The 25,267-nt window shown below is 57.4% G+C and carries 29 protein-coding genes and 1 tRNA gene; 9 read left to right on the forward strand and 21 right to left on the reverse strand.

What is annotated here, in order from left to right; translation table 11 throughout:
* Positions 1-153 precede the first annotated feature (153 nt).
* The 15 genes from D7241_RS17410 to aspS all read right to left on the reverse strand — a co-directional run bounded on the left by D7241_RS17410 (position 154) and on the right by aspS (position 12,254).
* Positions 154-229: transfer RNA gene (locus tag D7241_RS17410), tRNA-Lys, on the reverse strand.
* A gap of 57 nt (positions 230-286) precedes the next feature.
* A complete protein-coding gene (gene queC / locus D7241_RS17415; protein ID WP_255978940.1) occupies positions 287-961 on the reverse strand; it encodes a 7-cyano-7-deazaguanine synthase QueC in 675 nt (224 codons plus the stop codon).
* 50 nt (positions 962-1,011) lie between these two features.
* Entirely contained in the window at positions 1,012-1,659 is a 648-nt protein-coding gene (gene queE / locus D7241_RS17420; protein WP_408102954.1) for a 7-carboxy-7-deazaguanine synthase QueE, read from the reverse strand.
* A 119-nt stretch (positions 1,660-1,778) separates the two neighbouring features.
* Entirely contained in the window at positions 1,779-2,606 is an 828-nt protein-coding gene (ybgF, locus tag D7241_RS17425) for a tol-pal system protein YbgF (protein ID WP_408102587.1), read from the reverse strand.
* Positions 2,607-2,612: 6 nt separating this feature from the next.
* Positions 2,613-3,119 carry a peptidoglycan-associated lipoprotein Pal gene (gene pal, locus D7241_RS17430; RefSeq protein ID WP_408102588.1) on the reverse strand — a complete coding sequence of 169 codons (507 nt, stop codon included), beginning with the start codon at positions 3,117-3,119 and terminating at the stop codon, positions 2,613-2,615.
* A gap of 49 nt (positions 3,120-3,168) precedes the next feature.
* Complete coding sequence (gene tolB, locus D7241_RS17435; RefSeq protein ID WP_408102589.1) at positions 3,169-4,470, reverse strand: Tol-Pal system beta propeller repeat protein TolB; 1,302 nt, start codon at positions 4,468-4,470, stop codon at positions 3,169-3,171.
* A complete protein-coding gene (gene tolA / locus D7241_RS17440) occupies positions 4,467-5,453 on the reverse strand; it encodes a cell envelope integrity protein TolA (RefSeq protein WP_408102590.1) in 987 nt (328 codons plus the stop codon). The genes tolB and tolA overlap by 4 nt, the downstream gene beginning before the upstream one ends.
* On the reverse strand, positions 5,453-5,905 hold the full coding sequence (gene tolR, locus D7241_RS17445) for a protein TolR (protein WP_255978950.1): 453 nt from the start codon (positions 5,903-5,905) through the stop codon (positions 5,453-5,455). Before tolR ends, tolA begins: the two co-directional genes overlap by 1 nt.
* Positions 5,906-5,917: 12 nt before the next feature.
* A complete protein-coding gene (tolQ, locus tag D7241_RS17450) occupies positions 5,918-6,610 on the reverse strand; it encodes a protein TolQ (protein ID WP_408102591.1) in 693 nt (230 codons plus the stop codon).
* 2 nt (positions 6,611-6,612) lie between these two features.
* Entirely contained in the window at positions 6,613-7,056 is a 444-nt protein-coding gene (gene ybgC / locus D7241_RS17455; protein WP_408102592.1) for a tol-pal system-associated acyl-CoA thioesterase, read from the reverse strand.
* A gap of 51 nt (positions 7,057-7,107) precedes the next feature.
* Entirely contained in the window at positions 7,108-8,160 is a 1,053-nt protein-coding gene (gene ruvB / locus D7241_RS17460) for a Holliday junction branch migration DNA helicase RuvB (RefSeq protein WP_408102593.1), read from the reverse strand.
* Positions 8,160-8,765 carry a Holliday junction branch migration protein RuvA gene (gene ruvA, locus D7241_RS17465; RefSeq protein ID WP_408102594.1) on the reverse strand — a complete coding sequence of 202 codons (606 nt, stop codon included), beginning with the start codon at positions 8,763-8,765 and terminating at the stop codon, positions 8,160-8,162. Before ruvA ends, ruvB begins: the two co-directional genes overlap by 1 nt.
* Before the next feature lie 77 nt (positions 8,766-8,842).
* On the reverse strand, positions 8,843-9,367 hold the full coding sequence (ruvC, locus tag D7241_RS17470; protein WP_255978960.1) for a crossover junction endodeoxyribonuclease RuvC: 525 nt from the start codon (positions 9,365-9,367) through the stop codon (positions 8,843-8,845).
* A gap of 148 nt (positions 9,368-9,515) precedes the next feature.
* Positions 9,516-10,262 (reverse strand): YebC/PmpR family DNA-binding transcriptional regulator, encoded by a 747-nt coding sequence (locus D7241_RS17475; RefSeq protein ID WP_255978962.1) that lies wholly within the window; start codon positions 10,260-10,262, stop codon positions 9,516-9,518.
* A gap of 216 nt (positions 10,263-10,478) precedes the next feature.
* Positions 10,479-12,254: an aspartate--tRNA ligase gene (gene aspS, locus D7241_RS17480; RefSeq protein ID WP_408102595.1), complete on the reverse strand. Its 1,776-nt coding sequence runs from the start codon at positions 12,252-12,254 to the stop codon at positions 10,479-10,481.
* A 369-nt stretch (positions 12,255-12,623) separates the two neighbouring features.
* Here aspS and D7241_RS17485 point away from each other — a divergent pair, with 369 nt between their 5' ends.
* Complete coding sequence (locus tag D7241_RS17485; RefSeq protein ID WP_255978966.1) at positions 12,624-13,094, forward strand: Dps family protein; 471 nt, start codon at positions 12,624-12,626, stop codon at positions 13,092-13,094.
* A 292-nt stretch (positions 13,095-13,386) separates the two neighbouring features.
* A complete protein-coding gene (locus tag D7241_RS17490; protein ID WP_408102596.1) occupies positions 13,387-14,025 on the forward strand; it encodes a cold shock domain-containing protein membrane protein in 639 nt (212 codons plus the stop codon).
* A 48-nt stretch (positions 14,026-14,073) separates the two neighbouring features.
* On the opposite strand, the gene D7241_RS17495 is transcribed toward D7241_RS17490, so the two are convergent.
* A complete protein-coding gene (locus tag D7241_RS17495; protein ID WP_408102597.1) occupies positions 14,074-14,280 on the reverse strand; it encodes a SlyX family protein in 207 nt (68 codons plus the stop codon).
* Positions 14,281-14,284: 4 nt separating this feature from the next.
* Positions 14,285-14,707 carry an HIT family protein gene (locus D7241_RS17500; RefSeq protein ID WP_408102598.1) on the reverse strand — a complete coding sequence of 141 codons (423 nt, stop codon included), beginning with the start codon at positions 14,705-14,707 and terminating at the stop codon, positions 14,285-14,287.
* Positions 14,708-15,171: 464 nt separating this feature from the next.
* Between D7241_RS17500 and D7241_RS17505 the strand changes: the two genes are divergently transcribed.
* The 4 genes from D7241_RS17505 to D7241_RS17520 all read left to right on the forward strand — a co-directional run bounded on the left by D7241_RS17505 (position 15,172) and on the right by D7241_RS17520 (position 19,865).
* Positions 15,172-16,434, forward strand: coding sequence for an OprD family porin (locus D7241_RS17505; protein ID WP_408102955.1), 1,263 nt, complete (start codon positions 15,172-15,174; stop codon positions 16,432-16,434).
* 180 nt (positions 16,435-16,614) lie between these two features.
* Positions 16,615-18,330, forward strand: coding sequence for a proline--tRNA ligase (locus tag D7241_RS17510; protein WP_408102599.1), 1,716 nt, complete (start codon positions 16,615-16,617; stop codon positions 18,328-18,330).
* An 8-nt stretch (positions 18,331-18,338) separates the two neighbouring features.
* Positions 18,339-19,286: a hypothetical protein gene (locus D7241_RS17515; RefSeq protein ID WP_408102600.1), complete on the forward strand. Its 948-nt coding sequence runs from the start codon at positions 18,339-18,341 to the stop codon at positions 19,284-19,286.
* 69 nt (positions 19,287-19,355) lie between these two features.
* Positions 19,356-19,865 carry a lytic transglycosylase domain-containing protein gene (locus D7241_RS17520; RefSeq protein WP_255978976.1) on the forward strand — a complete coding sequence of 170 codons (510 nt, stop codon included), beginning with the start codon at positions 19,356-19,358 and terminating at the stop codon, positions 19,863-19,865.
* Positions 19,866-19,911: 46 nt separating this feature from the next.
* On the opposite strand, the gene D7241_RS17525 is transcribed toward D7241_RS17520, so the two are convergent.
* Positions 19,912-20,373 carry a TlpA family protein disulfide reductase gene (locus D7241_RS17525; protein ID WP_408102601.1) on the reverse strand — a complete coding sequence of 154 codons (462 nt, stop codon included), beginning with the start codon at positions 20,371-20,373 and terminating at the stop codon, positions 19,912-19,914.
* Positions 20,374-20,399: 26 nt separating this feature from the next.
* On the reverse strand, positions 20,400-21,620 hold the full coding sequence (locus D7241_RS17530; protein WP_255978980.1) for a virulence factor BrkB family protein: 1,221 nt from the start codon (positions 21,618-21,620) through the stop codon (positions 20,400-20,402).
* 164 nt (positions 21,621-21,784) lie between these two features.
* Here D7241_RS17530 and arsC point away from each other — a divergent pair, with 164 nt between their 5' ends.
* Genes arsC through D7241_RS17545 form a run of 3 tightly spaced genes read left to right on the forward strand, consistent with a single transcriptional unit; the run spans position 21,785 to position 23,143 of the window.
* Positions 21,785-22,138 (forward strand): arsenate reductase (glutaredoxin), encoded by a 354-nt coding sequence (gene arsC, locus D7241_RS17535; protein ID WP_408102602.1) that lies wholly within the window; start codon positions 21,785-21,787, stop codon positions 22,136-22,138.
* Positions 22,135-22,740, forward strand: coding sequence for an NAD(P)H:quinone oxidoreductase (wrbA, locus tag D7241_RS17540; RefSeq protein WP_255978984.1), 606 nt, complete (start codon positions 22,135-22,137; stop codon positions 22,738-22,740). Before arsC ends, wrbA begins: the two co-directional genes overlap by 4 nt.
* A complete protein-coding gene (locus tag D7241_RS17545) occupies positions 22,733-23,143 on the forward strand; it encodes a DUF2069 domain-containing protein (protein WP_408102603.1) in 411 nt (136 codons plus the stop codon). Before wrbA ends, D7241_RS17545 begins: the two co-directional genes overlap by 8 nt.
* 258 nt (positions 23,144-23,401) lie before the next feature.
* On the opposite strand, the gene hda is transcribed toward D7241_RS17545, so the two are convergent.
* A complete protein-coding gene (hda, locus tag D7241_RS17550) occupies positions 23,402-24,106 on the reverse strand; it encodes a DnaA regulatory inactivator Hda (protein WP_408102604.1) in 705 nt (234 codons plus the stop codon).
* The gene (locus tag D7241_RS17555; RefSeq protein WP_408102605.1) at positions 24,103-25,200 is read right to left on the reverse strand and encodes an AI-2E family transporter; all 1,098 of its coding nucleotides are present in this window, start codon (positions 25,198-25,200) and stop codon (positions 24,103-24,105) included. The genes hda and D7241_RS17555 overlap by 4 nt, the downstream gene beginning before the upstream one ends.
* Between the last annotated feature and the right edge of the window lie 67 nt (positions 25,201-25,267).

A 25,267-nucleotide genomic window follows, 5' to 3' on the forward strand; every position in this document is an offset into this window, starting at 1 on the left:
ACGTTCTATCTCGCGCCAGTCCCAGACAAAGGTCGTAGAGAAACGGGTGTTTATAGCTGAGCGATTAAATCGTTTTGCTTTTCGGCAGAGTTCCAAGACATAAAAAAACCGGATGACCTTTCGGCCTCCGGTTTTGTTCTCACTAGGAGAATATGGTGGGTCGTGTGGGATTCGAACCTACGACCAATTGGTTAAAAGCCAACTGCTCTACCAACTGAGCTAACGACCCAATGCGGAGCGCATGATACTGATTTGATTGATTAAATCAACCATTTTTACATCCGCTTTAGCGATAGCGAGTCGAATCTACGATACCGGCCTCTTCAAAGCCGGCTGCGCGCAGGCGGCAACTGTCGCATTTACCACAGGCACGACCATCCTCATCAGCCTGGTAGCAAGAAACCGTCATGGCGTAATCGACGCCTAGCCGAACACCGGTCTGAACGATTTCCGCCTTGCTGAGATTCTGCAACGGCGCGCGGATGGCAAAGCCTTGCCCTTGTACTCCAGCCTTGGTCGCAAGATTAGCCATGCGTTCGAACGCATCGATGAACTCCGGACGACAATCGGGATAACCGGAGTAATCGACAGCGTTCACCCCGATGAAGATATCTCGCGCACCGAGCACCTCAGCCCAACCCAGCGCCAAAGAGAGAAATACCGTGTTGCGAGCCGGTACGTAGGTTACCGGTATCCCCTCACCCATTTCTTCAGGCACCGCAATATTGCTATCGGTCAGCGCAGAACCTCCTATGCCATTGAGATTCATGCCAATCACTTTATGTTCGACCACACCCAACTGGCGCGCGACTCGCTCTGCCGCCTGGAGCTCCGCGCGGTGGCGCTGGCCATAATCGAAGCTCATGGTGTAGCAGGCGTATCCTTGCGCCTTTGCCATCGCGACCACGGTCGCAGAGTCGAGCCCGCCGGAGAGAAGGATCACGGCTTTCTTATCAGTCATTGCATTACCTATCGAATACACCGGAACATCCTGCGAGCTCCGGATTGGTATCAGTGGCCGGGCGCGTCGTTCCAGAGGATCTTGTGCAGCTGAAGCTGCAGTCGCACCGGGAGATTGTCGTTGACGATCCAGTCGGCCAACGCGCGCGCATCGATCTGTCCATGGCTAGGCGAAAATAGCACCTCGCCAGCGCGGTCATCCAGCCGGTATTCGATAAGTTTAGATACCGCCCAGTCGTAGTCGTCACGCGAACAAATGACAAATTTCACCTGGTCGTTGCGCGTCAAGTAGCCGATATTCTCGTAGAGATTGCGACTTACCTCTGCCGAGCCCGGGGTTTTCAAGTCAACCACCCGACTCACCCGCTCATCCGTCGTGGAAATATCCAGTGCACCACTGGTTTCCAACGACACCTCGTAGCCGGCGTCGCAGAAACGCTGCAGCAACGGCACACAATTCGGTTGAGCAAGCGGCTCGCCACCGGTAACACAGACGTAGCGAGGCTTATAAGAAGCAACTCGCTCGAGAATGGCCTCGATCGACATGATCTCGCCACCACTGAATGCGTAGGCGGTATCGCAGTATTGACAGCGCAGGGGACAGCCGGTCAGGCGGACGAATACAGTGGGCAGACCACTGGTACGCGTCTCCCCCTGCAGCGAGTAAAAAATCTCGGAAATTCGCAGGGTATGATGCATATCAGCCACGGGCGTGACGGCTAAACAGGCCATCCGCCTCCGTTGCGGGAAAAGGGGCAGCGATTCTAACGAAAAAACCCGCCGATGGGCGGGTTTTGTTCACTAAGGCCGAGATCGGGTTATCGACTCAGTTGGCGTTGAGCCAACTGCGCTGCCGAACTGTTTGGGTAGTCGGCAATGACTTGGCGGAGAATCCCGTTGGCCTTGTCACGATTTCCCAGGCGTACCTCGACATCTGCAAGCTTGTACAGCGAATCCGGCACCTTGTTGTGCTGCGGATACGCTTGACTGACCTTGGCGAACGCCTGGCCTGCGCCCTGCAAATCACCCTTGGCGAGGTTCACTTCACCTAACCAGTACTGCGCGTTACCAGCGTAAGGACTGCTGGGGTATTTACGCAGAAATGCGGCGAAAGCCTGACTGGCTTTATCGAAATCCTTCGCCTTGATCAGATCAAAGGCAGCGTCGTAATACAGCTTTTCCTTTTCAGGGTCAGCTGATTGATTACTCGCCGCATCTTGTGCTGAAGCACCTGAAGGCGCCTGCGCTGAGCCGCCGGTGGCATTGCCACCCGCAGCTGAAGAATCCTGCCTAGCCGATCCGCCCGATACGACGTTCGACAAGCGACTGTCCAAATTCTGATAACGCTCCAGACCTTCCTGTTTCAGGCGCTGGATCTCGTTCTGTTGCACTTCGAGCATGCCGCGCAATTGCGCGATCTCTTCCTGCATCTGTTGCAGATGAACGAAGAGCATACCCTGCGCCGAAGACGGAGCTGCTGCCCCGCCCCCGGCATAGGCACCGCCATTATCTGCTCCAGAGGAATAACCCGACTCGGGCGTACCACTTTGGGCTTGCGAGTCATAATCAACCACTGGGACCTGAGCAGCCGCAAAAAGCGGCAGACCAAGCGCAATAAGCGTCAGAACATAACGATGCTTGAGCATGGCTAATTACTTACGCAGTTCAACGCGACGGTTCTGAGCCCAGGATTGCTCGTCATTGCCCATGGCAACTGGACGCTCTTCACCGTAGGAAACCAGCTCCAGCTGAGCAGGAGAGACGCCCTGCAGAACCAGGTAGCGCTGCACGGCCTTGGAGCGACGCTCGCCCAGAGCCATGTTGTACTCGCGAGTACCACGCTCGTCGGTGTGGCCTTCCAGTACGACACGGTTACCAGCGGACTGCAGGTCCTTGGCATGGACGTCCAGAGCGCGCATGGCTTCCGGCTTCAGATCGGAGCTGTCGTATTCGAAGTAGAAAGTGGTGATGGCGCGCAGAGCGGCTTCTTCGCTGCTCATGCTGCCGTCGACGGCACCACTGTCCGCACCATAGCCAGCGTTCGGATCAATAGCAGTCGAGCCTTCGCCAGAATCGTCGCCACCCTTGGACGAACAACCAACAGCTACGGCCATAGCTAGAGTCAGCGCAGCGAACTTACCGAATTTCAGCATTTCCATGTGTAACAACCCCAGTGTGTTTTTGGTTAGGTAAAGCGTTGATACCGCATCAGTTCAGGTAAGGGGACCACGATGGCTCACGGACTTCGCCTTGAGCAGTAGGAAGCGGGAGCCTAACTCGACCATTGATTGATACGAGCATCAAGACTCCCCGGCCCTGCTGGCGGGTCGCGTAGATTAGCATGGTGCCATTAGGCGCAACAGTGGGCGACTCATCTAAACTCGTTTCGGAGAGTAGCCGCAAAGTGCCGCGCTGCAGGTCCTGTGCCGCCACCTTGAAATTGGTATAGCCCTCTTGGCGATGGATCATCACCAGCGTCTTCTCGTCTGCAGAAAGCTTCGGATTGGCATTGTAGTTACCAATGAACGTAACACGTTCGGCATTATTGCCACCGAGGCGCTGCTTGTAGATCTGAGGTTTACCAGCGCGATCCGAGGTGAAGTAGATCGTTTGACCGTCAGCACCCCAGAAAGGCTCCGTATCGATCGCATAATGATTGGTCAGCCGCTGCAGTTGGCGGGACCCTAAATCCATTACATAGATCTCCGGATTGCCATCCTTCGACAGCACGAACGCCAGGCGATTGCCGTCGGGCGAAAACGCCGGAGCACCGTTAAGCCCTTCGAAATTGGTGATCTGCTCGCGGCGACCGGTATCGATATGCTGCATGAAAATACGTGGACGTTTCTGCTCGAACGAGACGTAGGCGATACGACGGCCATCGGGCGAATAACGCGGTGACAGAATCGGTTCACGCGACTGCAGCAACGTCACTGCACGCGCCCCATCATAGTCGGACCGCTGAAGGGTGTAGCGCGTGTTAGCACCACCGAGACGTTCGACGGTGACATAGAGTAGACGCGTGGAGAACGCTCCCTTAATCCCTGTGAGCTTTTCGAAAGCCTGATCAGCTGCGTAGTGTGCCATGTCGCGCAGTTGGTCCTGGCCACCACCGACAGTGCCGCTCATTACCGACTGCTCGGTGGTCACGTTAAAGACCTCGTAACGAATCTGCAGCTTGCCACCGGATGGCTCGATATTGCCCACCATAACGTACTGAGCGCCCAGCGCCTTCCAGTCACGAAAAATGATCTCGCTGCCGCGGGTTGGCATGCTGATCATGTTTTGCTTGGGGATTGGTTGGAATAGGCCAGAATTACGCATGTCGTTACCGATAATATCGGCCATGTCTTCCGGCAAAACGCTACCGCCCTGCCAGCCGAACGGCACCACGGCGATGGGAATCGCACGATCGGCACCACTGGTGACGACGATATTCTTCTCCTGAGCTACGGCGTTGCCCAGCACGAAGAACAGAAGGACGATAAAACCTCGAAAGTAATTGATCACAACGCAAGATCCTCAGGCGTAAATGTCATCGTGAACGAGCGGTACGGCTGGAACTCCTGAGCAGAAAGACCCTGCATTTCGGTCAGCCGACCGATATTCTTCACTGCAGCTACCGCGGAATTATCGAACGGCGCATCACCGCTCGATCGTGAAACACTCACAGCGGTGATGGTCCCGTCCGGCAGCATATTGACCCGCAGCGAGACCGACATGTTGTTCCTGGCCGACGGCGGCCGGGTCCAACCCTCTGCCGCCCGCATGCGGATCAAATCATCGAAGTTGCCGGAAGTCTGATCGCCTTGAGTATCGGCCATGGCCTGCTGCCGTTCGGTATCTTCGGATAGCAACTCGGCAAGCGCCTGCGCTTTTCTATCTTCTGCAGCCTTGCGTGCCGATTCCGCTGCCGCTTTTTTCTTCGCTTCTTCGGCAGCCTTTTTCTTCGCAGCTTCCGCCGCAGCCTTTTTCTTGGCCTCTTCCGCCGCTTTTTTCTTCGCAGCTTCGGCAGCCTTCTTCTTCGCCTCTTCTGCAGCTTTCTTCTTGGCGGCCTCGTCAGCTGCTTTCTTTTTGGCGATGTCCGCCTGTTTTTTCTGCTCGGCCGCCCTCTTGACCTCGTCCGCTTTCTTGGCTGCTTCGGCCTTCGCTGCTTCGGCCTTTCGAACCTCATCAGCCTTCTTTTGTTCCGCGGCTTTGGCTGCGGCTTGCTTCTGCTGCTCGACCTTGCGCTGCTCCATCTGCTCGACTTCGTACTGCTTGGCTGCAGTTTTCTGCGCCTCGCCAGCGATTTTCTGGTTGGTCTGGGTTTTTGCTTGGCTTTGCGACTTGAGCTGATACAGCGTCGCCTGGACGAACGGCTTGGACGGCGGTAGCTCCGGCGTCATGGCAAAGCTGACGAAGAGCATCCCAAATATGATGATATGCAGCCCAACCGCCAGAATGGTTGGCCAGTAGTAACTCTCCGAGCGCGAACGATCCAACTTTTGCATCAAGGCGCCTCGGTAATCAGACCGACGTTACCGACACCCGCTTCCTGCAGACCGCCCATGGCGGACATCACCGAACCGTAATCCACCGCCTTGTCGCCGCGCACGAATACTTGTACTTGCTTACCCTGACTGCGGTTCTGATTCATGATTGCGGTGACCGCCTTGGTCATTTCGTCCAGCGTCAACGCCTGATCCTGCACCGTCTCGGTATCCACCTCGCTGCCGATGTTCCAGTAGTAGGTTTTGTCTGCCTTGATCGAAATAGTCAGTACCTGAGCGTCGTTATCCTGAGGTAAAACTTCGCTACTGACTTTCGGCAGATCGACCTTCACGCCCTGGTTGAGCATCGGGGCGGTCACCATGAAGATCACCAGCAGCACCAGCATCACGTCGATGTACGGCACCACGTTCATCTCGGCGACAGGTTTGCGTCTTTTGCGAATTCTTGCCATGGCCAGCGGGCCTCAATCTTCGGTGGTGTGAACTTTGCGATGAAGGATCGCCTGGAACTCATCGGCGAAGGTGTAGTAACGACCGACGAGCATTTCGCCACGCGCAGAGAAACGGTTATAGGCAATGACAGCTGGAATCGCGGCGAAAAGGCCGATTGCCGTGGCAATCAGTGCTTCAGCAATGCCCGGAGCCACAGTCGCCAGGGTCGCCTGCTGAACCTGCGCCAAACCGCGAAACGAGTTCATGATGCCCCAGACCGTACCGAACAGACCGATGTAGGGACTGGTGGAGCCAACAGTGGCGAGAAATGGCAGGCTCTGCTCGAGCTTCTCTTCCTCGCGAGAAATCGCTACGCGCATGGCGCGGTTGACACCATCCATGACCGCATCCGGATCGACACCCTGTTGCTGACGCAAACGAGAGAACTCCTTGAAGCCGGCACGAAAAATCTGCTCGACGCCTGAATCCGGATCAGGATTGCTGCCGGCCTGACGGTAGAGCTTGGACAGGTCGATACCCGACCAGAAACGCTCTTCGAAGGTATCGAGCGAACGCTTGGCAGCACGTAGCATGTTGCCGCGCTGGAAAATTAGAATCCATGATGTCACCGAGGCGCCCACCAAGATCAACATGACCAACTGAACCACAAAGCTGGCGTTGCTGATCAGGCTCCACATGGACATATGATCGACGTTGGCTTCCACGCTTACTCTCCTGCTGGGGGTAGACCCGACCCGGCGAAGGCTGCACGCAGCGCTTCGGGAATGGGGCGGGGTTTCAAACTCTCGGTGCGCACACAGGCCACCACGAACTGCCCTTCGCAGAGCAGCAGATCATCCTTTGCTCGCCGCACCTGCTGTTTGAAACGAAGGCTTGCGCGCTTGATTTCCACCACTTCGGCAGTCACCAGCAGCTCATCATCAAGCCGTGCCGGCGCGTGATAACGCGCTTCGCTGGAATGCACGACGAAAAGCAGATCTTCACCAACCAGCTGCGACTGGGCGAAGCCCAGGCTGCGTAACCGTTCGGTGCGAGCCCGTTCCATGAATTTGAGGTAATTGACGTAATAAACGATGCCGCCAGCATCGGTGTCTTCGTAATAGACGCGACAAGGATGAGTGAACGGTTGAGCATGTGATTCCGCGCGCATACTAGTGCCAGGCCCTGCAAATGCCAATCAGGTGTAAGAACAAAATTTTTGTCACTCTGTGTCGCCGCTGAACAGGTCGGCTACTGGCGAATCGCCCATGCGTTTCGGCAGGTTCAGACCGAAATGCAGATAGGCATGGCGAGTGACCACCCGCCCACGCGGCGTGCGCATGATGTAGCCCTGTTGGATCAGATAGGGCTCGAGTACGTCTTCGATAGTGTGGCGCTCCTCGCTTATTGCGGCAGCCAGATTATCGAGGCCGACTGGGCCGCCATCGAATTTTTCGATCATTGTCAGCAACAACCGTCGGTCTTGATGATCCAGACCGCGCTCGTCTACGTCGAGCATGTTCAGCGCGAGATCGGCTGTACTCCGGGTGATTTCGCCGTTACCACGAACCTGAGCAAAATCCCGCACCCGACGTAGCAGTCGGTTGGCGATGCGCGGCGTGCCGCGGGCACGACGAGCGATTTCGAAAGCACCTTCGGCCTCGACAGCCAGCCCAAGGATGCCTGCTGACCGGCTGACGATTGTCGCCAGGTCCGGAGTGGAGTAGAACTCCAATCGCTGCACGATACCGAAACGATCACGCAGTGGATTGGTCAGCATACCGGCCCGCGTCGTCGCGCCGACCAGAGTGAACGGCGGCAGATCGAGTTTGATTGAACGCGCAGCTGGGCCTTCGCCGATCATGATGTCTAGCTGGAAATCCTCCATCGCCGGATACAACACTTCTTCGACGATGGGAGACAACCGGTGGATCTCGTCCACGAATAGAACGTCACCCTCTTCCAGGTTGGTCAGCAACGCTGCGAGATCTCCGGGGCGCTCGAGCACCGGCCCCGACGTACTCTTGATCGAGACGCCCATTTCCTGCGCGATGATATTGGCCAACGTAGTCTTGCCGAGCCCCGGCGGACCGAAGATCAAGGTGTGATCGAGCGCTTCGCTGCGCCCACGCGCGGCGCGGATGAACAGGTCCATTTGCTCGCGAACGACCGGTTGACCAATATAGTCGGCCAGACTCAGCGGACGGATAGCACGATCGAATTGCTCTTCGCGGTCGCGACCGGTGGCGGTAATCAGGCGATCAGCTTCGATCACTAGACCATTCCCTTGAGTGCACGGCGGATCAGGTCTTCACTGCTCAAATCATCTTCCTGTACTGCGGATACGGCACGGCTGGCCTCTTGCGGCTTGAAACCGAGCGAGATCAGTGCGCTGACTGCGTCGTTCTCGGCGCTTGAGACTGCCACAGATCCGGGGCGTTCCACCACCAAGGTCGCGATGGATGGTATGGTTTCCCAGGCTTTGAAACGATCCTTGAGTTCAACCAGCAAACGCTCGGCGGTTTTCTTGCCCACACCGGGAATTTTCACCAATACCGAGGTGTCCTGCGCCTGGACGCAGCGCACCAGCTCATCCACCTCAAGCCCCGACATAAGCGCCAGCGCTAGTTTCGGCCCTACGCCGTTGAGCCGAATCAACTCACGAAACAGTTCACGGTCGCGCTTTTCAGCAAAACCGTACAGCAGATGTGCGTCTTCGCGCACCACGAGATGAGTGTGAAGCGTAACCGGCTCACCTATCGAAGGCAGGCGATACAAGGTGGTCATGGGCACCTCAACTTCATAGCCAACGCCATTAACATCCAGAATCAGATAAGGGGGCTGCTTTTCTGTCAGGGTGCCGCGCAAGCGTCCAATCATTGATGCGTCCTCGTTCGACCGACGACTTTTGGGCGGGTCGGATTGTTCTTTACCCCGACGCAGCGCCGGGACGATGATTACAGCCGCAGGCGCCCGCCTCTTCGCTTGGCACCGGCCAGACCATGTGGAATCAGGCTCTGGCGGTGGTGCGCATGGCACAACGCAATCGCCAGGGCGTCGGATGCGTCGATCTGCGGCTTCTGGGTCAATTTCAACAAGTGCATCACCATCATCTGCACCTGCTGCTTGTCGGCCCCTCCGGTTCCCGCAATCGCCTGCTTAACCTGCGTGGCGGTGTACTCGGCAATCTCCAGACCCTGCTCCGCGGCGGCTACGATCGCGGCGCCACGAGCCTGCCCCAGCTTGAGCGCGGAGTCCGCATTGCGCGCCATGAATACCTGCTCGATACCCATGGTTACCGGACCGTGCAGACGAATCACTTCGCTAACGCCAGTGAATACCGCCTGCAGGCGCTCTGAGAGTTCACCGCTGCCGGTGCGAATACAACCGGACGCTACATATTCGCAGTTGCGACCATTATCCCGCACTACGCCGTAGCCGGTAATTCGTGAACCGGGGTCGATGCCCAGGATAAGCGTCATGCAACCGCCATACTGTCTATTTATCCAGGCACCAGTATAAGGAGCCCGTTACGCGACGACCAGCGACATAACCAGACGCCATGACCAAATCAACAAAAAGTCGGAAGTCCCGAGGGCAGCTTCCGGCTTCTGACCGCTGCGCAACGAATCAGTCCAGCTGCTCCATAATCTCATCTGGAATCTCGGCGTTGTGATAGACGTTCTGCACGTCGTCCAGATCTTCCAGCGCATCGATCAGACGCAGCACCTTCTGCGCGGTTTCCAAATCGGCGAGCGGTGCGGCAATCGAGGGGATCATGGCGATTTCCGCCTCCTCGCCCTTGAAGCCAGCGGCGCTCAGCGCCTCGTTGACGGCATGGAAATCGGCAAAGCTGGTGGAGACCAGCGCCGAGCCGTCCTCGCCCATTTCCACATCATCGGCACCGGCTTCCAGCGCAGCCTCCATCAGCGCATCCTCGTCCACGCCCGCGGCAAAGCTGATCTGGCCTTTGCGATCGAACATGTAGGCGACCGAGCCATCGGTGCCCAGGTTGCCGCCGTGCTTGCTGAAGGCATGACGCACTTCGGCCGCGGTGCGGTTGCGGTTGTCGGTCATGGCTTCGACAATGATGGCCACGCCACTGGGCGCGTAACCTTCGTAGCTCAGTTCGACGACATTGTCAGCCTCGTTATTGCCGGCGCCGCGAGCGATGGCGCGGTCGATCACGTCACGCGACATGTTGGCGACCAGCGCCTTGTCCACCGCCAGGCGCAGGCGCGGGTTATCCGCCGGAATTGCGCCACTTTTGGCGGCGACAGTCAGCTCACGAATGAGCTTGGTGAAAATCTTGCCGCGCTTGGCGTCCTGGCGCCCCTTGCGGTGCTTGATGTTGGCCCATTTGGAATGACCAGCCATTAACTGCCTCCCTTTTGATCAACTTTTCGCAGGTCATTAAAAAACTACCTGCGTTGGCAATACGTCGTTAAAAACAGCCTCAGAATGCTCATTTAGAAAACTAAACTCCGCTTCTTCGACTGTTTTTGCCTCGTCTTGCCTGCCTCGCCTACGTTTTTCAACAATCTGCTTGCTGTAACGCAGAAGCCCAGGTTTCCCTGGGCTCCGACTCTGCGGTTATTCGGCTTTAGGTTGCTCGCGCAGGCGAATGTGCAACTCGCGCAGGGCCTTGGTATCCACCGCACCCGGCGCCTGGGTCATGACGTCCGCCGCGCTCTGGGTTTTCGGGAAAGCAATCACTTCGCGGATCGACTGCGCGCCAGTCATCAGCATCACCAAGCGGTCCAGACCAAAGGCCAGACCACCGTGCGGCGGCGCACCATACTTCAACGCATCGAGCAGGAAGCCGAATTTCTCGTTTTGCTCCGCCTCGTCGATACCCAGAATGCGGAAAACGGTCTGCTGCATGTCCTTGCGGTGGATACGGATAGAACCGCCGCCCAGCTCGGTGCCGTTGAGCACCATGTCGTAGGCACGCGACAGCGCCGCGCCCGGATTAGCTTCCAGCTCTTCAGGGCTGCACTTGGGTGCAGTGAAGGGATGGTGCAGCGCAGACAGCGAACCGTCGTCGTTTTCCTCGAACATCGGGAAGTCGACGACCCACATCGGCGCCCATTCGCAGGTCAACAGATTGAGGTCGTGACCCAGCTTGATACGCAGCGCGCCCAGAGCCTCGGAAACGACCTTGGCCTTGTCCGCGCCGAAGAAGACGATGTCGCCATCGACCGCACCCACGCGATCGAGGATCGCGTTGAGGTTGGCTTCGGGGATGTTCTTGACGATGGGCGATTGCAGGCCTTCGACGCCCTTGGCGCGCTCGTTGACCTTGATATAAGCCAGCCCCTTAGCGCCATAGATGCCGACGAACTTGGTGTAATCGTCGATCTGCTTGCGAGGCATACTCGCGCCGCCCGGCACGCGAAGCGCGGCAACACGGCACTTGGAATCATTGGCCGGGCCACTGAATACTTTGAACTCGACTTGTTGCAGCTGATCGGCAACGTCGACCAGTTCCAGCGGAATGCGCAGGTCCGGCTTGTCCGAGCCATAGCGGCGCATGGCTTCTTCGAACGGCATATGCGGGAATTCGCCGAACTCGACGCCCAGCACTTCCTTGAACAGCTTGCGCACCATGCCTTCGGTGATGCCGATGATGTCCGACTCATCGAGAAAGCTGGTCTCAATGTCGATCTGGGTGAATTCCGGCTGGCGGTCGGCACGCAGGTCTTCATCGCGGAAGCACTTGGCGATCTGGTAGTAACGATCGAAGCCGGCCACCATCAGCAGCTGCTTGAACAATTGCGGCGACTGCGGCAATGCAAAGAAGCTACCGGGATGGGTGCGGCTGGGAACGAGGTAATCGCGTGCGCCTTCCGGCGTGGCGCGGGTCAGGATCGGCGTTTCGACATCGAGAAAGCCGTTCTCGTCCAGATAGCGACGAATGCTGGTGGTGATGCTCGAGCGCAGCTTGAGCTTCTCGGCCATTTCCGGGCGACGCAGGTCGATGAAGCGATAACGCAGGCGAGTTTCCTCGCCCACATCGCTGTATTCGTTGAGCGGGAACGGCGGGGTTTCTGCCTCGTTCAGCACTTCCAGCTCATAACCCAGCACTTCGATGGCGCCGGACGCCATGTTCGGATTGCGCGCGCCTTCAGGGCGCAGGCGGACCTTGCCAGTGATCTTCACGACGTACTCGCTGCGCACCCGGTCGGCGGCTGAAAACGTCTCGGCGCGGTCGGGATCGAACACCACCTGCGCCATGCCTTCACGATCACGCACGTCGAGGAAAATGACCCCGCCGTGGTCGCGGCGGCGATGGACCCAACCGCAAAGAGTGATTTCCTGGCCGTCCAGGCTTTCGTTCAACTGGCCGCAATAGTGGCTGCGCATCATGGTGGGGTTCGCTTCTCGTATCTTGGAAATTCGTTGGGTCGCTCGATTCGCGACTGGCAGACGGCGCTTAGTAACGCTCAGGCCTGATTGATCTCATCAGCGCTGAAAGGTGAGCAACCGGCATCAGAGCGCGGCTCTACCCGTACGGCAAACGAGCCGCCCGGCACAAGCGCGGGATTATATCTGCATAATTGCCAGGACGCAGCCGCTGCCGATAGGCTTGATCAATCGAATCCATAGCCCATGAAGTTGAACCCAATACTTCTCGCGGCTTCGAACGAACAGATCCTCATGAGCGATGGCGCTCCACTTACCGCTCGTGCTCATTTTCTGGCATAACTGCAATGACTCATCAAACAGGAGATAACTATGGATATCGACATCGGAATTGCCGAACAGGACCGCGCCGCTATCGCCGAAGGCTTGTCCCGCCTGCTGGCCGATACCTATACGCTGTACCTCAAGACGCACAATTTCCATTGGAACGTGACGGGGCCGATGTTCAACACCCTGCATACGATGTTTGAGACCCAATACACCGAGCTTGCCGTCGCTGTGGACGATATCGCAGAACGTATTCGCGCTCTGGGCTTTCCGGCACCCGGCACATATGCGGCCTACGCAAAACTATCCTCGATCAAGGAGCAGGACGGCATTCCGTCCGCCGACGAGATGATTAAGCTCTTGGTCGAAGGACAGGAAGCAGTCGTTCGTACTGCCCGCGGTATCTTTCCCCTGCTGGAAAAAGTGAGTGACGAACCCACCGCCGATCTCCTGACCCAGCGCATGCAGATTCATGAAAAGACCGCTTGGATGTTGCGCAGCTTGCTGGCTGCTTGATACCAAGCGTCGAATCGGCTTTATCCCAGGGCTATCGCAGGGTCGACCGCTCTGGGCATCATCAGAGTCCGTCATGACTCGGCAATGAATTTTTTATCAACCATCCCTCCTCACATCCCTTCCAACCCTACCGAGCACGCAATTTGAGCGGCGCCTTGCTTTGCTGTTAAATACGCGCGCCGTAGGCTGGGCACCATCTAATACGAGCAGTCGCTTCCACCACGCTCGCGCTTTCACATTTGCCCAACACCTACCGCTTTTCTGTCGTGCTATTTAACTGTGAGTCATGAGAATGCTTAAGATTACCCATGTATTAACGGGCGTTATTGCCCTGGTGTTGTCACTCGTACCCAGCCTCAACGGCGGATTGCCGCTTCTGTTGCAACCCGATGCCCTGTGCCTGCTCTTGCTGGGCCTTCTGAATGTTCAGTTTGCCTCATCGACACAACGAAACTTCGATGAGCGGTCCCGCCCGGTTCTGTTGGGCGTATCCATACTTCTAATTGCTGCGGTCGCGATTCAGGCGGCAATACTGCTGACTCCGATCACTGCGATTGCCAACCAGCCCGCTACGCTCGCCAGTCTGATGCTCGCATTCATTGCCGTACTGCTGCATCTGGCTATAGCGCAGTCACGGAATGAACCCGCAGCCGGCCGCAATCCATCCTCGAACGTTCGCAAAAGTCAGAATACCCGTGCCGCAGCACCCTCCGCCGGGCGCGAGACAGGGACGGTCAAGTGGTTTAACACGTCCAAAGGTTTTGGCTTTATTTCCCGAGACAGCGGCGACGACATCTTCGTCCATTTTCGGGCAATTCGAGGCGAAGGCCACCGCGTTCTGGTGGAAGGCCAGCGAGTCGAATTCACCATCATGATGCGTGACAAGGGGTTGCAAGCCGAAGACGTAGTCGCAACCCAAGCGGGCTACTGACCGCCAGCGCAAACCGGCTCTCACGCTTATCCGCTTTCGCCGCATCTATCAATAGTGCGGCGGAGGTGCTTCATCCTCCTCACCGCCAATCCTGCTCTGCATGTCCTCCTGCCGCCTGGCGAGCATTCCCAACTGCGCCTGCAGCCGCTCGACAGCACGCTGTTGAGTAACCAACACATCGTTCAGTGTCTGAATCGTATCGTCCTGAAAAGCCAAACGCGCCTCAAGATCGGTGATGCGATGCTCCAACTCCATTGTGCTACTCCGCGAAACGAAAATTATCTGTGAGCACGAGCGACAGCTTTTGCCTGATTGCAGCGACCTGCGCCTCACTGTAAGGATTGGCGGGATGGCAACCCCAGACAGGAGCCGGCCAGGCCGCATCGTCTCGACGCCGCGCGATTACATGGACGTGCAGCTGACTTACTGCATTGCCAAGGGTCGCGACATTCATCTTGTCGGCACCGAAGGTGTCCTTCAGCGTCTCAGCCAGTGCAGTGGCCTCTCGCCATAGTGCCTGCTGATCCGCAGAATCCAGTTGAAATAGCTCACTGACCTCTTCACGGCGCGGCACCAGAATGAACCAGGGGTAATTGGCATCGTTCATCAATAGCAGTCGACACAGTGGAAAATCACCCAGCCGCAAGGTGTCCTGCTCAAGGCGGGAATCGAGAACGAACATAACGGCCCTCCTGTTCCTCATTTCAAAATCATGGCAGCACCGAGGCCGCGTCTGATTGTTCGGCCAAGAATACTCCAACGCGTCTCACCCAACAGCAGGCATTGGCGCACCAAAAGGGCGCATCATCAAACCGTCGCAGCCCAGCTTCAGCGCGCAGCACGCTCAACGAGAGCGTGAATAGCAGCGAAAAAACAACTTTTCGATTATGTGCACGGTTATTGCTTAATGGCAGAAACGCCATAAAACAGGGGGAAGAAAAACCGAAATAGCTGGGTTAAGCTTGCTGTCGCTAGCTTCCCCAGCTACACAGTAATTCTCGGAAAATACTTTCCTGGTCTTGCTGCAGGTTTCGACCGGCGAGGCAAACAAGGATTGAATTGAGCTTGTATACCGAAAATAAAGATGCCTCTTTCCGGCGCACGCAGGAAAGCAAGCACCAATTTGAAACCAAAGGAGCAATCACTATGAAAGTGATGAAGTGGAGCGTAATCGCAATGGCCGTTGCGGCCGGCACGTCGCAAATGGCTCTGGCCAGCCAGCAATCTGAATCAAAAGGATTCGTCGAAGATGCGAGTCTTGACTTGCTGCTGCGTAATACTTACTACAACCGTGATTTCAAAGACGGCGCGGGTGATTTAAGAAGCTGGGGCCAAGGCTTCATCACTACTTTCGAATCCGGCTTCACTCAGGGCCCAGTGGGCTTTGGTGTAGACGCCTTTGGTTTGCTGGGTGTTCGTCTCGATGGTGGCCGCGGCTACAACTACACAGCAATGTTCGAGGAAGATGCGGAAGGCCGGCCCGAGGACAACCTGTCCCAGGCCGGCGCCGCAATCAAGGCACAGTTCTCAAACACAGTAATCAAGTACGGCAACCAGTTCCCGTCGATGCCTGTACTGGCCTACGACGATTCCCGCCTCCTGCCGCAATCCTTCACCGGCACACTGATTACCAGCAGCGAAATCGAAGGCCTGGAGTTGAACGCTGGCCACTTTACCGCTGACAGCGGCATGCCTTCCTCAACCCGCGATTCGGGTGGCCTAGAAAGCATTGATGTTATCGGTGGCAGCTACAGCTTTAACGATGCACTAAGCGCATCGCTCTATTTCTCTGACGTCGAAGACGTCTATAAGAAGAAATATGCAAACGTAAACTACGTAATGCCGCTCAGCGAAGAGCAGGCACTGTCGTTCGACTTCAACATCTACAAAACCGAATACGAAAACGACTCTGTTGCCAGCGATGGGTTCTTTGGCAATGGAATCCTGGGTGACGACAACACCATCTGGAGCCTGGCTGCCAAGTACAGTGTTGGCGCTCATGCCTTCATCGTGGCGCACCAACGTGTTAGTGGTGATGTAGGCTATGCCTATGACCTAGGCGACGGCGGCAGTGCCATCTGGCTGTCGAACTCCTACTACTCGGACTTCAACAACAAGGACGAGCGCTCTTGGCAAGCTAGCTACGAGTTGGACTTCACGACCATCGGCGTTCCAGGCTTGTTCTGGAAAACCGCCTATGTTCGTGGCGACAATATCGACACTGGGGCTGGCACTGGCGATGCGACCGAGCGTGAAATCTTCAACCAGGTCCAGTACGTCTTCCAGGACGGCCCGGCGAAAGACCTATCCCTTAAGCTGCGTAATTCCATTTACCGTGCCAGCAACGACCTTGGCCCGGATCTGAATGAAATTCGCGCCTTCGTCGAGTACCCGCTGAGCATCCTGTAACCGGAAGCGCAGAGATTCGAACGAAAAAGAGCCCGGCGAAAGCCGGGCTTTTCGTTACTGCATTACGTCTCCATACATAACCCACCTGGCCCTCTCAGCTCGGACGATTCTGTACGGCACCGTAACGCCGCCGTACAATGCCGAGCCAAATTCTCCGCTCTGCAAGGACATAACGGCCACATGCGCACCAGTCAGTTCCTGCTCTCGACTCTCAAAGAAACGCCTTCCGATGCGGTAGTCATCAGCCACCAGCTTATGCTGCGTGCCGGAATGATTCGTAAGCTGGCTTCCGGTCTTTACACCTGGATGCCGATGGGGCTTCGTGCTCTGCGCAAGGCCGAGGCAATCGTGCGCGAGGAAATGAACAAGGCCGGCGCTCTGGAAGTGTTGATGCCCGCCATTCAGCCCGCCGAACTCTGGCAGGAATCCGGCCGCTGGGTGCAATACGGCCCTGAGCTGCTGCGCCTGAAGGATCGCCACGACCGAGAGTTCTGCGTGGGCCCGACGCACGAAGAAGTCATCACCGACTTGGCACGCAACGAGCTGAACAGCTACAAGCAGCTGCCGATCAATTTCTACCAGATTCAAACCAAATTCCGTGACGAAATCCGCCCACGTTTCGGCCTGATGCGCGGTCGGGAATTCCTGATGAAAGACGCCTATTCCTTTCATGGCGATCAGCAGTCGCTGCAGGAAACCTATGACCGCATGCATTTGGCGTACTGCAACATCTTCACTCGCCTGGGGCTGAACTTCCGCCCCGTGCAAGCCGATACCGGATCGATCGGAGGCACGGGCTCCCATGAGTTTCATGTTCTGGCCGAGTCAGGTGAAGATGATATCGCCTTCAGCGATAGTTCCGATTACGCGGCCAATATCGAAAAGGCCGAAGCCATCCCGCGCGAGACCGAGCGTGGCGCTGCCAGCGAGGAGCTGCGCCTCGTCGACACGCCGAAGGCCAAGACTATCGCCGAGCTCGTCGAGCAGTTCGATCTGCCGATTGAGAAAACGATCAAGACACTGGTGGTGCATGGCACCGATGAAGGCCAATTGGTTGCGTTGGTCGTCCGCGGCGACCATGAGCTCAACGAGATCAAGGCGGCAAATCTAGCGCAGGTGAAAAGCCCACTGGAGTTCGCGTCCGATGCGGAAATTCGTGCGGCGATCGGGGCAGGACCCGGCTCGCTGGGGCCGCTGAATTTGCCGATCAGCTGCGTCATTGATCGCTCGGTTGCATTCATAAGCGATTTCGCCGCCGGCGCCAATCAGGACGACAAACATCATTTTGGCCTCAACTGGGAACGCGATCTGCCGCTGCCAGAGGTTGCCGACCTGCGCAACGTCGTCGCGGGCGACCCGAGCCCAGACGGTGTCGGCACCTTGGTAATCAAGCGCGGCATCGAGGTTGGCCACATTTTCCAACTGGGCACCAAATACAGCGAGGCAATGAACTGCAGCGTCATGGGCGAAAACGGCAAGCCGGTAACGCTGGCCATGGGCTGCTACGGCATCGGTGTATCACGCGTGGTCGCTGCGGCTATCGAACAGAACTATGACGATCGCGGCATCCTCTGGCCGGACGCCCTGGCGCCCTTCCAGATCGCTCTGGTGCCGATGAAGTATGAGAACGAAGCAGTCCGCGAAGCGACAGACAGGCTTTATGCCGAACTTACCGCCGCCGGTTACGACGTTCTGCTCGATGACCGTGACAAGAAGACCAGCCCGGGCGTCAAATTTGCTGATATGGAGTTGGTAGGCATTCCTCATCGCATCGTCGTGGGTAATCGCGGACTTGCCGATGGCACCCTTGAATACAAACATCGTCGCGATGCACAGAGCCAAGCCGTGCCCGCTGCCGACATCCTCGAGTTCATCAATTCGCGCGCCAATCGCTGACGGAAATCATGCTCAACCGAAGTATTCCAGCCTGCGCCACGTTTTGCGTGGCGCTTTTTCTAACCGGCTGCGCCAATCAGTTGCCCCAACGTAGCGAACAAGAAGCCCGCACCGAACGTAAGCTGCTTGATCACAGCCTGCGTATCGAGGTAGGCGAGCCGCTACTCGAGCTACCGCAAAGGCGCATTCGTGTGCTCGACCAGAAAACGTACGAAGTCACCGATTTCGAAGTGACTCGCCGCTACGACCGTTACACGCCTTACCAGGCATGGCGAGAGTTATACGAAATACCACTGGGCGCCGTCGCGGTGGTCGCCGGGACAGGCGCCAACGTGCTTAACGTGGTGTTGCTCGGCAACCTGCCGGAAAGCGCCACGCGTGGATGGATCAGCTACGGGTTTTCCGGCCTCAATCCCTTCATCAACGTCGAGTCCAATGGGCGCTCGCAGCAGAATCTTGCCAGCCTCGATGAGCAACGCCGGGACGAACGACTGGAGTATTCCAGCCTGCCTTGGTCTGAACGTCCTGTATTGGTCACAGCGGGCCCGGAAATTCACGAACTGAGCACTGATCGAAACGGTGTGCTGCGTCTGAATCTTCTTGACGGTCCGTTCTCTGATCAGGACATCAGCCAGGTCGGCAAGCTACACCTGCAGGTCGAAGATTCACAGGATGCTACCCGCGCCGATGCCTCGCTGCTGGTCAGTCGCAGCTTGCGCGGCAAGCTTCTCGAAGCCCATGACCTAATTTTCGACGACCTCGAAGGTGACGACGTGAGCCGATGGGTGTATCGCGTCAAGCGACTCTCGGAATTGGGGCTGGAAGAGGAAGCCAGCGAACTCGAGCAGAGTTTGGTCGAACTGACGCGCAACGATCCCGATTTGCAGCAGGAATTTCTACGCAGCCTGATGCAAGATGCCGGACGTCAAGCCAACGATCCGGGCGAAGACGGCTGATCCATCGTGGCGTCTTTGCGCTTTCTGTATTTGCTGGTGCTGGTCATAGCCTGGCCGGCCGCAGCGAACATGCGTCAAGCCCCAGAGCCCGAACTGCGCGAGCTGATGCAGCGCACGGTGGCAGAGGCCGGGAGCTTTCAGGACCGTTTCGAGGCCGAGGTCTGGCTGCTGGACATGTCGACTCGTCTCAAACGCTACATGCCCGACCCGCGAGAGCGGTTGACTTTGCTGCGACTGGTCCATCAGGAAGCCAGCAAAGCGGGATTGAAGCCTGACATAGTCCTGGCGCTTATTCATGCCGAAAGTCATTTCGATCGTTTCGCCATTTCCAGCGTCGGCGCACAGGGCATGATGCAAGTGATGCCCTTCTGGAAGGCCGAGCTCGGGCGTCCGCAGGACAACCTTACCGACAACGCGACCAACCTGCGTTACGGCTGCACTATCCTCAGTTACTACCTGAAGAAAGAAAACGGCGACCTTAATCGCGCCCTTGCTCGCTATAACGGCAGCCTCGGCAAGAATCATTACCCGGCCAAGGTCATCGGTTTCTGGCAAGACTTCTGGTACGTAAAACCCTGATATCAGCAAAAGGCCGATGCATGTCGCATCGGCATTAGAACTGCGCCTAATTCTCCTGCCGCAGCTGTTCCAGACGGGCCAAAAGACCCTCAGCCGTCTGCTCGCCAACCAGACTCTGGCGCACCGTACCGGCTTCATCGACGACATAAGTCACCGGCAGCACGGCGCTACGTGGCAGCTCCAGACGATCGGCAGGATCCGTACTGAGCACCCGGAAGCGTATGCCTAGACCCTCAGCCGCTGCGTTCAATTCACTTCCCTGAAGTCCATCGAAATTCACTCCAAGCACAGTGATGTCGCTCCTCGACTCGTCCAAGGTATTGAGCTCAGGAATCTCGGTGCGGCATGGGCCGCACCACTCCGCCCAATAATTGATTAACAGCCACTGACCCTCGAGCTGTTGCGCAGTCACCTCTGCGCCGTGTTGATCTGGCCCCCAATCTTCAGCACAGCCAGCCAGTGCGAGGCAGGCGAGCAGACTGAGAAGTCCCATGGGTCGCTTAATCATCTTGGGTTCCTTGCAATAGTGCTTGTTTATACCCGCCGCGCCTGAAGCCAATCAGCGACACTGCCACCGAACAGACTCGCCTGCTCCCGCTGCAACAGCTCCAACGATTGGCGCAGCGTTGGATACCAGGGCTCATCAAGATGCTCTGGCAGCGCCTGCATTCCCGAAAGCGGCCAAGGGTTATGACGCAGCAGCCGGTCGAAGCTGTAGTGATTCAGATCACGACACAACACCCAACCGGATGATCCAGTCCTGCAAACAAGTTGCTCCCGCTCGAAGAACTCAAATATCTCGTCCCACTCATCCTCTGGCAGTTGCCAGCCGCTTCGATGCGCATCGCGCAGACGCACTTCGCGACCCGCCTGGTGACTTTCGTAGAGTACTCGCAGCAATCCGAGCATCACTAGCAAACGCGGAACCGATCGACGCCGCCACTGCTGCGAGGAAGACAAGCCGCACACAAGCTCCGCACCGAACAGCACGATCATCCAGGAAAGATAAACCCAGAGCAGAAACAGCGGCACCGCCGCAAAGGCCCCATAAATCAGCTGGTAGCTGGGAAAATAACTCACATACAAACCGAACAGCTGCTTGGCCGCCTCGAACAGAACCGCGGTAAAGACGCCACCAACAAACGCATGACGCAGGGGCACACGAGTGTTGGGCACTGCGGCGTAGATCAGCGTAAACGCAGCGATACTGAGCACCAGCGGCATCGCCTTGAGCACAGTGCGCACACCTAACAAAGCATGAGGGCCGGAAATCAGCGACAGCGAGGTGATATAGGTACTCATGGCAAAACCCGCGCCCAGCAGCAGCGGACCGAGACTGAGGATTGCCCAGTACAACAGGAAACTCGACATTCCGCGGCGTGGCTGTCGCACCCGCCAGATAACGTTGAAGGCTTTCTCGATGGTCAGCAACATCATCAGCGCCGTTGCCATCAAAAAACCCACGCCGAACCAGGTCAGCTGCCTTGCCTGATCGGTAAAGGCGACCAGATATTGCTGAATGGTTGCGCCAGTAGAGGGAATGAAGTTGCTGAAGATATACATCTGGATCTGCTCGCCAACGCCTTGAAAAGCAGGGATCGCCGAGAGCATGGCGAAAGTGACCGTCATCATTGGTACCACCGCGAACAGGGTGGTGTACGTCAATGCAGCAGCGCTGTGTGGGCCGCGGTCCGCCAGGAAGCGCTGCACCAGGAAACGGCCGAACTCCATGAAATCGTTGATCCGTTGCTGCATTCCATCCCCTCGGTGACGAATCACTTTTGCCGGCTACTCGCTGATTCGGCAGGCTTGCGCAATCGAAGCCTACCTGCTGCTGACAGCCGCTCGCGACCAGCGTTTCAGGCCTCGCTGTATTGAAGGTTAGAATGGCCACCTACACTGGCGCGAAGCAACCACAAATGACCGAATTGACCCTTTATCACAATCCACGCTGTTCGAAATCACGCAGCGCGCTGGAGCTGCTCGAAGCGCGCGGGCTCAAGCCCACCGTTGTTCGTTACCTGGAAACACCGCCTTCAGCTGTCGAGCTCAAAAAAATCCTGGCCCGCCTGGGCATCAGCCCGCGGCAGTTGCTGCGTAGCGGTGAGGACGAATACAAGACTCTCAATCTGGCCGACCCAGCCGTCACCGACACAACCATCATCGATGCGATGGTCGCTCACCCACGGCTAATCGAGCGGCCAATCTTGGTCGTCGGCGATGTGGCAATAATCGGTCGGCCACCAGAGAAGGTGCTGGAGATACTGCCATGAGCGCTCCGTACATCCTGGTGCTGTATTACAGCCGCCACGGCGCCACTGCAGAAATGGCTCGGCAGATCGCCCGTGGTGTCGAGCAGGCCGGTTACGAAGCGCGGCTACGTACCGTCCCGGCAATCTCTACGGAATGCGAAGCCGTAGCACCGGCGATTCCGGAGCAAGGTGCGATCTATGCGACGCTCGACGACTTGAAGAACTGCTCCGGCCTAGCGCTTGGCAGCCCGACCCGCTTCGGCAACATGGCCGCTCCGCTGAAGTACTTCCTCGACGGCACCAGCGGCCTCTGGCTGACCGGAGAGTTGGTGGGCAAGCCCGCCGGCGTATTTACCTCGACAGCAAGCTTACACGGCGGCCAGGAAACCACACTGTTGTCCATGCTGTTGCCTCTGTTGCACCACGGCATGCTGGTACTCGGCCTGCCATACAGTGAGAACGCATTGCTGGAAACCCGAGGTGGCGGCACCCCCTACGGTCCCAGCCATCACGCTGGCGCAGACGGTAAGCGCCTACTGGATGAACACGAGATAAACCTCTGCCGCGCATTGGGCCTACGCCTCGCGCAAACCGCCAAGCGCTTGGAGAATGCCCGTGGCTAGAAAGCCCAAACCGTTACCGTCGCTGGAATGGCTGACACCACGTGTGAAGTTCAGCCGAGCGGTCAGTCTGGCTAGTTTCATCGGCCTGGCCGCCCTGCTGGCCATTTGGAACCTGGCGTTCGCCGATTTGCACGGTGCACGCACCTGGGTGGTGATCAGCATCCAGCTGATTCCGCTTTTGTTAGTCGCTCCAGGAATGATTTCCGGCAGTCCGCGCGCCCACGCCTGGACCTGCTTCATCGTTAATCTGTACTTCATCCAGGGCGTGCTCGCCGCAATCAACCCGACTCGGATGATTTACGGCTGGCTGGAAGCGATCATCAGCCTGGCGCTGTTTATCAGCGCCCTGCTTTATACCCGCTGGGCTTATCAATACGAACGCAAAGCAATGGGTGAGAGCTGACGCAGCCAAGGAGCGCAGCAAGGCTTAGCACTGAGTTCCAGAGGCTTGGATTCGAGGAAACCGCCCCGAGCGAACAGAACCGCCTCCTCAGGTATTGGTGGGCTAAAGCCCACCCTACAAAAGGTCCCTCACCACACCACCCTTAGAGTGGGCTGAAACGGAGCGCCGCCCGGCCAACCCTACAAAGCCCTTCACCATTCCGTAGGGTGGGCTTCAGCCCACCGGCTCAGCGTTCGGTTGCGCTCGGCAACCGGATCGCTACCAGCCGAGGGTTTCCTTGAGAAAGGGAATGGTCAGCTTACGCTGCGCCTGTAGCGACGCCTGGTCGAGCCTGTCGAGCAATTCGAACAGCGCGCTCATGCTGCGCGCGCCACGCGTGAGAATGAAGCGACCAACGTCATCCGGCAGGCTCAGGCCGCGTCGCGAAGCGCGAAGCTGAAGCGCACGCAGCTTGTCTTCGTCGGACAGTTCCTGTAGTTGAAAAACCAGCGAAAGGCTCAAGCGCGATTTGAGATCCGGCAACTGCACCGCAATCTCTCGCGGCGAAGCATCGGCGGCGAGCAATAGACGCCGACCACTGTCACGCAGCCGGTTGAACAAATGGAAAAGCGCCTCTTCCCACACCTGATCGCCCGCCACCGCATCCAGATCGTCCAGACACACCAGCTCACTCTGCTCCAGGTTGTCCAGCAGCGCCGGCCCATATTCGGCGATCTCGGAGAGCGGCAGATATACCGCCAGTTCACCTCGCTGCTCGACCCGCAAACAGGCGGCTTGCAACAGGTGGCTGCGTCCGACGCCGGTATTGCCCCAGAGATAGATCAGCTCGTCTGCCCAACCAGCATCAGGCGAACATACGCGCTCGACATAGCCCAGCGCGGCAGCGTTGGCACCCGGATAGTAATTGGCGAAGGTGGCATCGTCGCGAAGACGAATGCCCAAGGGGAGCTGAACGGGTTTCATGTTTGGCTGGATGATTCGTCCACGACGATCGGGGATTCTGCGTAAAGGTCGGAGAGTTTATAGAGATCATGCACGTGACGCAGCAGAACCATGATCACGGCCGCTACCGGTAATGCCAGCAATACGCCGGTAAAACCGAACAATTGCCCACCCGCCAGCACCGCAAAAATCACCGCGACCGGATGCAGACCGATCCGATCGCCCACCAATAGCGGAGTCAGCAGCATACCCTCTAGCATCTGACCGACAGTGAACACGGCAGCGACGCCCAGCAATGGATAGGGCTCCAGGCCAAACTGAAACAGCACTGCGATAATCGCCGCAGCGATACCGACCACGAATCCCATGTAAGGCACGATGCTGGCGAGACCAGCCAACACCCCGATCAACAATCCCAGCTCGACGCCGACCAGCATCAGCCCGACGGAATAGACCACCGCCAGCGCCAGCATTACCAATAGCTGTCCGCGCAGGAAGGCACCGATTACTTCATGACACTCGCGCATCAACGCCATGACGGTCTCCTCGCGCCGCCGCGGCAACAGCGCCCGCAACTTGGTCATGATCAGATCCCAATCGCGTAGTAGATAGAAGCAAACCACCGGAACCAGCAGCAGATTGGCCAGCCAGGCCAGCAAGGCGATGCTCGACGCCGTCGCCTGGCTGAGGATCACCGCTACCACATCCTTGGTGCTGCCGAGATTGGCGGAAAAAGCGCTCTTGAGCTGATCGAAGCGCCAAAAATCCTCGTCGAGACCAAACTGCATCTGCATCCAGGGCAGCGCAGTCATCTGCAGCCAGTCGAGTCCCTGAGGCGCCAACTGATAAAGATGCATCAATTGCTTGCCAAGCATCGGCACCAGCACCAGTAGTAGCAACAGGCACAGCAGGATGAATAGCGCGAAGACCACAACCACGCCCCAGGTCCGGGAGAGTTTCCAGCGTTCCAGCCGATCAACCAGTGGATCGCCCAGGTAGGCCAGCAGAATGCCCACTAAAAATGGCGAAAGAATTGGCGAGAGGTGATAGATCAACCAGCCGAGCAGTAATAACGCCGCCAGCCATAGCCAGCGGTTGGTATGAGTAATGGTCATGTTCAAGGCGCCTTGCTCCAGGATGATTCGCAGGCTGTAGGACGGCTGCAGGCGAAAGGGATAAGTT

Origin of the sequence: Stutzerimonas sp. VN223-3, assembly GCF_045999685.1 — a bacterium.
In the GTDB taxonomy this organism is placed as follows: Bacteria; Pseudomonadota; Gammaproteobacteria; order Pseudomonadales; family Pseudomonadaceae; genus Stutzerimonas; species Stutzerimonas stutzeri_AR.

Excerpts from the sequence above, each read along its gene's own strand:
- D7241_RS17510 (WP_408102599.1), top strand. The coding sequence starts at position 16,615 with ATGCGCACCAGTCAGTTCCTGCTCTCGACTCTCAAAGAAACGCCTTCC.
- ybgC (WP_408102592.1), bottom strand. The coding sequence starts at position 7,056 with ATGCGCGCGGAATCACATGCTCAACCGTTCACTCATCCTTGTCGCGTC.
- D7241_RS17495 (WP_408102597.1), bottom strand. The coding sequence starts at position 14,280 with ATGGAGTTGGAGCATCGCATCACCGATCTTGAGGCGCGTTTGGCTTTT.
- tolA (WP_408102590.1), bottom strand. The coding sequence starts at position 5,453 with ATGCAAAAGTTGGATCGTTCGCGCTCGGAGAGTTACTACTGGCCAACC.
- queE (WP_408102954.1), bottom strand. The coding sequence starts at position 1,659 with ATGCATCATACCCTGCGAATTTCCGAGATTTTTTACTCGCTGCAGGGG.
- D7241_RS17525 (WP_408102601.1), bottom strand. The coding sequence starts at position 20,373 with ATGATTAAGCGACCCATGGGACTTCTCAGTCTGCTCGCCTGCCTCGCA.
- ybgF (WP_408102587.1), bottom strand. The coding sequence starts at position 2,606 with ATGCTCAAGCATCGTTATGTTCTGACGCTTATTGCGCTTGGTCTGCCG.
- D7241_RS17515 (WP_408102600.1), top strand. The coding sequence starts at position 18,339 with ATGCTCAACCGAAGTATTCCAGCCTGCGCCACGTTTTGCGTGGCGCTT.
- D7241_RS17505 (WP_408102955.1), top strand. The coding sequence starts at position 15,172 with ATGAAAGTGATGAAGTGGAGCGTAATCGCAATGGCCGTTGCGGCCGGC.
- D7241_RS17475 (WP_255978962.1), bottom strand. The coding sequence starts at position 10,262 with ATGGCTGGTCATTCCAAATGGGCCAACATCAAGCACCGCAAGGGGCGC.
- aspS (WP_408102595.1), bottom strand. The coding sequence starts at position 12,254 with ATGATGCGCAGCCACTATTGCGGCCAGTTGAACGAAAGCCTGGACGGC.
- D7241_RS17485 (WP_255978966.1), top strand. The coding sequence starts at position 12,624 with ATGGATATCGACATCGGAATTGCCGAACAGGACCGCGCCGCTATCGCC.
- pal (WP_408102588.1), bottom strand. The coding sequence starts at position 3,119 with ATGGAAATGCTGAAATTCGGTAAGTTCGCTGCGCTGACTCTAGCTATG.
- D7241_RS17555 (WP_408102605.1), bottom strand. The coding sequence starts at position 25,200 with ATGACCATTACTCATACCAACCGCTGGCTATGGCTGGCGGCGTTATTA.
- wrbA (WP_255978984.1), top strand. The coding sequence starts at position 22,135 with ATGAGCGCTCCGTACATCCTGGTGCTGTATTACAGCCGCCACGGCGCC.
- hda (WP_408102604.1), bottom strand. The coding sequence starts at position 24,106 with ATGAAACCCGTTCAGCTCCCCTTGGGCATTCGTCTTCGCGACGATGCC.
- arsC (WP_408102602.1), top strand. The coding sequence starts at position 21,785 with ATGACCGAATTGACCCTTTATCACAATCCACGCTGTTCGAAATCACGC.
- D7241_RS17490 (WP_408102596.1), top strand. The coding sequence starts at position 13,387 with ATGCTTAAGATTACCCATGTATTAACGGGCGTTATTGCCCTGGTGTTG.
- D7241_RS17500 (WP_408102598.1), bottom strand. The coding sequence starts at position 14,707 with ATGTTCGTTCTCGATTCCCGCCTTGAGCAGGACACCTTGCGGCTGGGT.
- D7241_RS17530 (WP_255978980.1), bottom strand. The coding sequence starts at position 21,620 with ATGCAGCAACGGATCAACGATTTCATGGAGTTCGGCCGTTTCCTGGTG.
- D7241_RS17520 (WP_255978976.1), top strand. The coding sequence starts at position 19,356 with ATGCGTCAAGCCCCAGAGCCCGAACTGCGCGAGCTGATGCAGCGCACG.
- tolR (WP_255978950.1), bottom strand. The coding sequence starts at position 5,905 with ATGGCAAGAATTCGCAAAAGACGCAAACCTGTCGCCGAGATGAACGTG.
- ruvA (WP_408102594.1), bottom strand. The coding sequence starts at position 8,765 with ATGATTGGACGCTTGCGCGGCACCCTGACAGAAAAGCAGCCCCCTTAT.
- ruvC (WP_255978960.1), bottom strand. The coding sequence starts at position 9,367 with ATGACGCTTATCCTGGGCATCGACCCCGGTTCACGAATTACCGGCTAC.
- queC (WP_255978940.1), bottom strand. The coding sequence starts at position 961 with ATGACTGATAAGAAAGCCGTGATCCTTCTCTCCGGCGGGCTCGACTCT.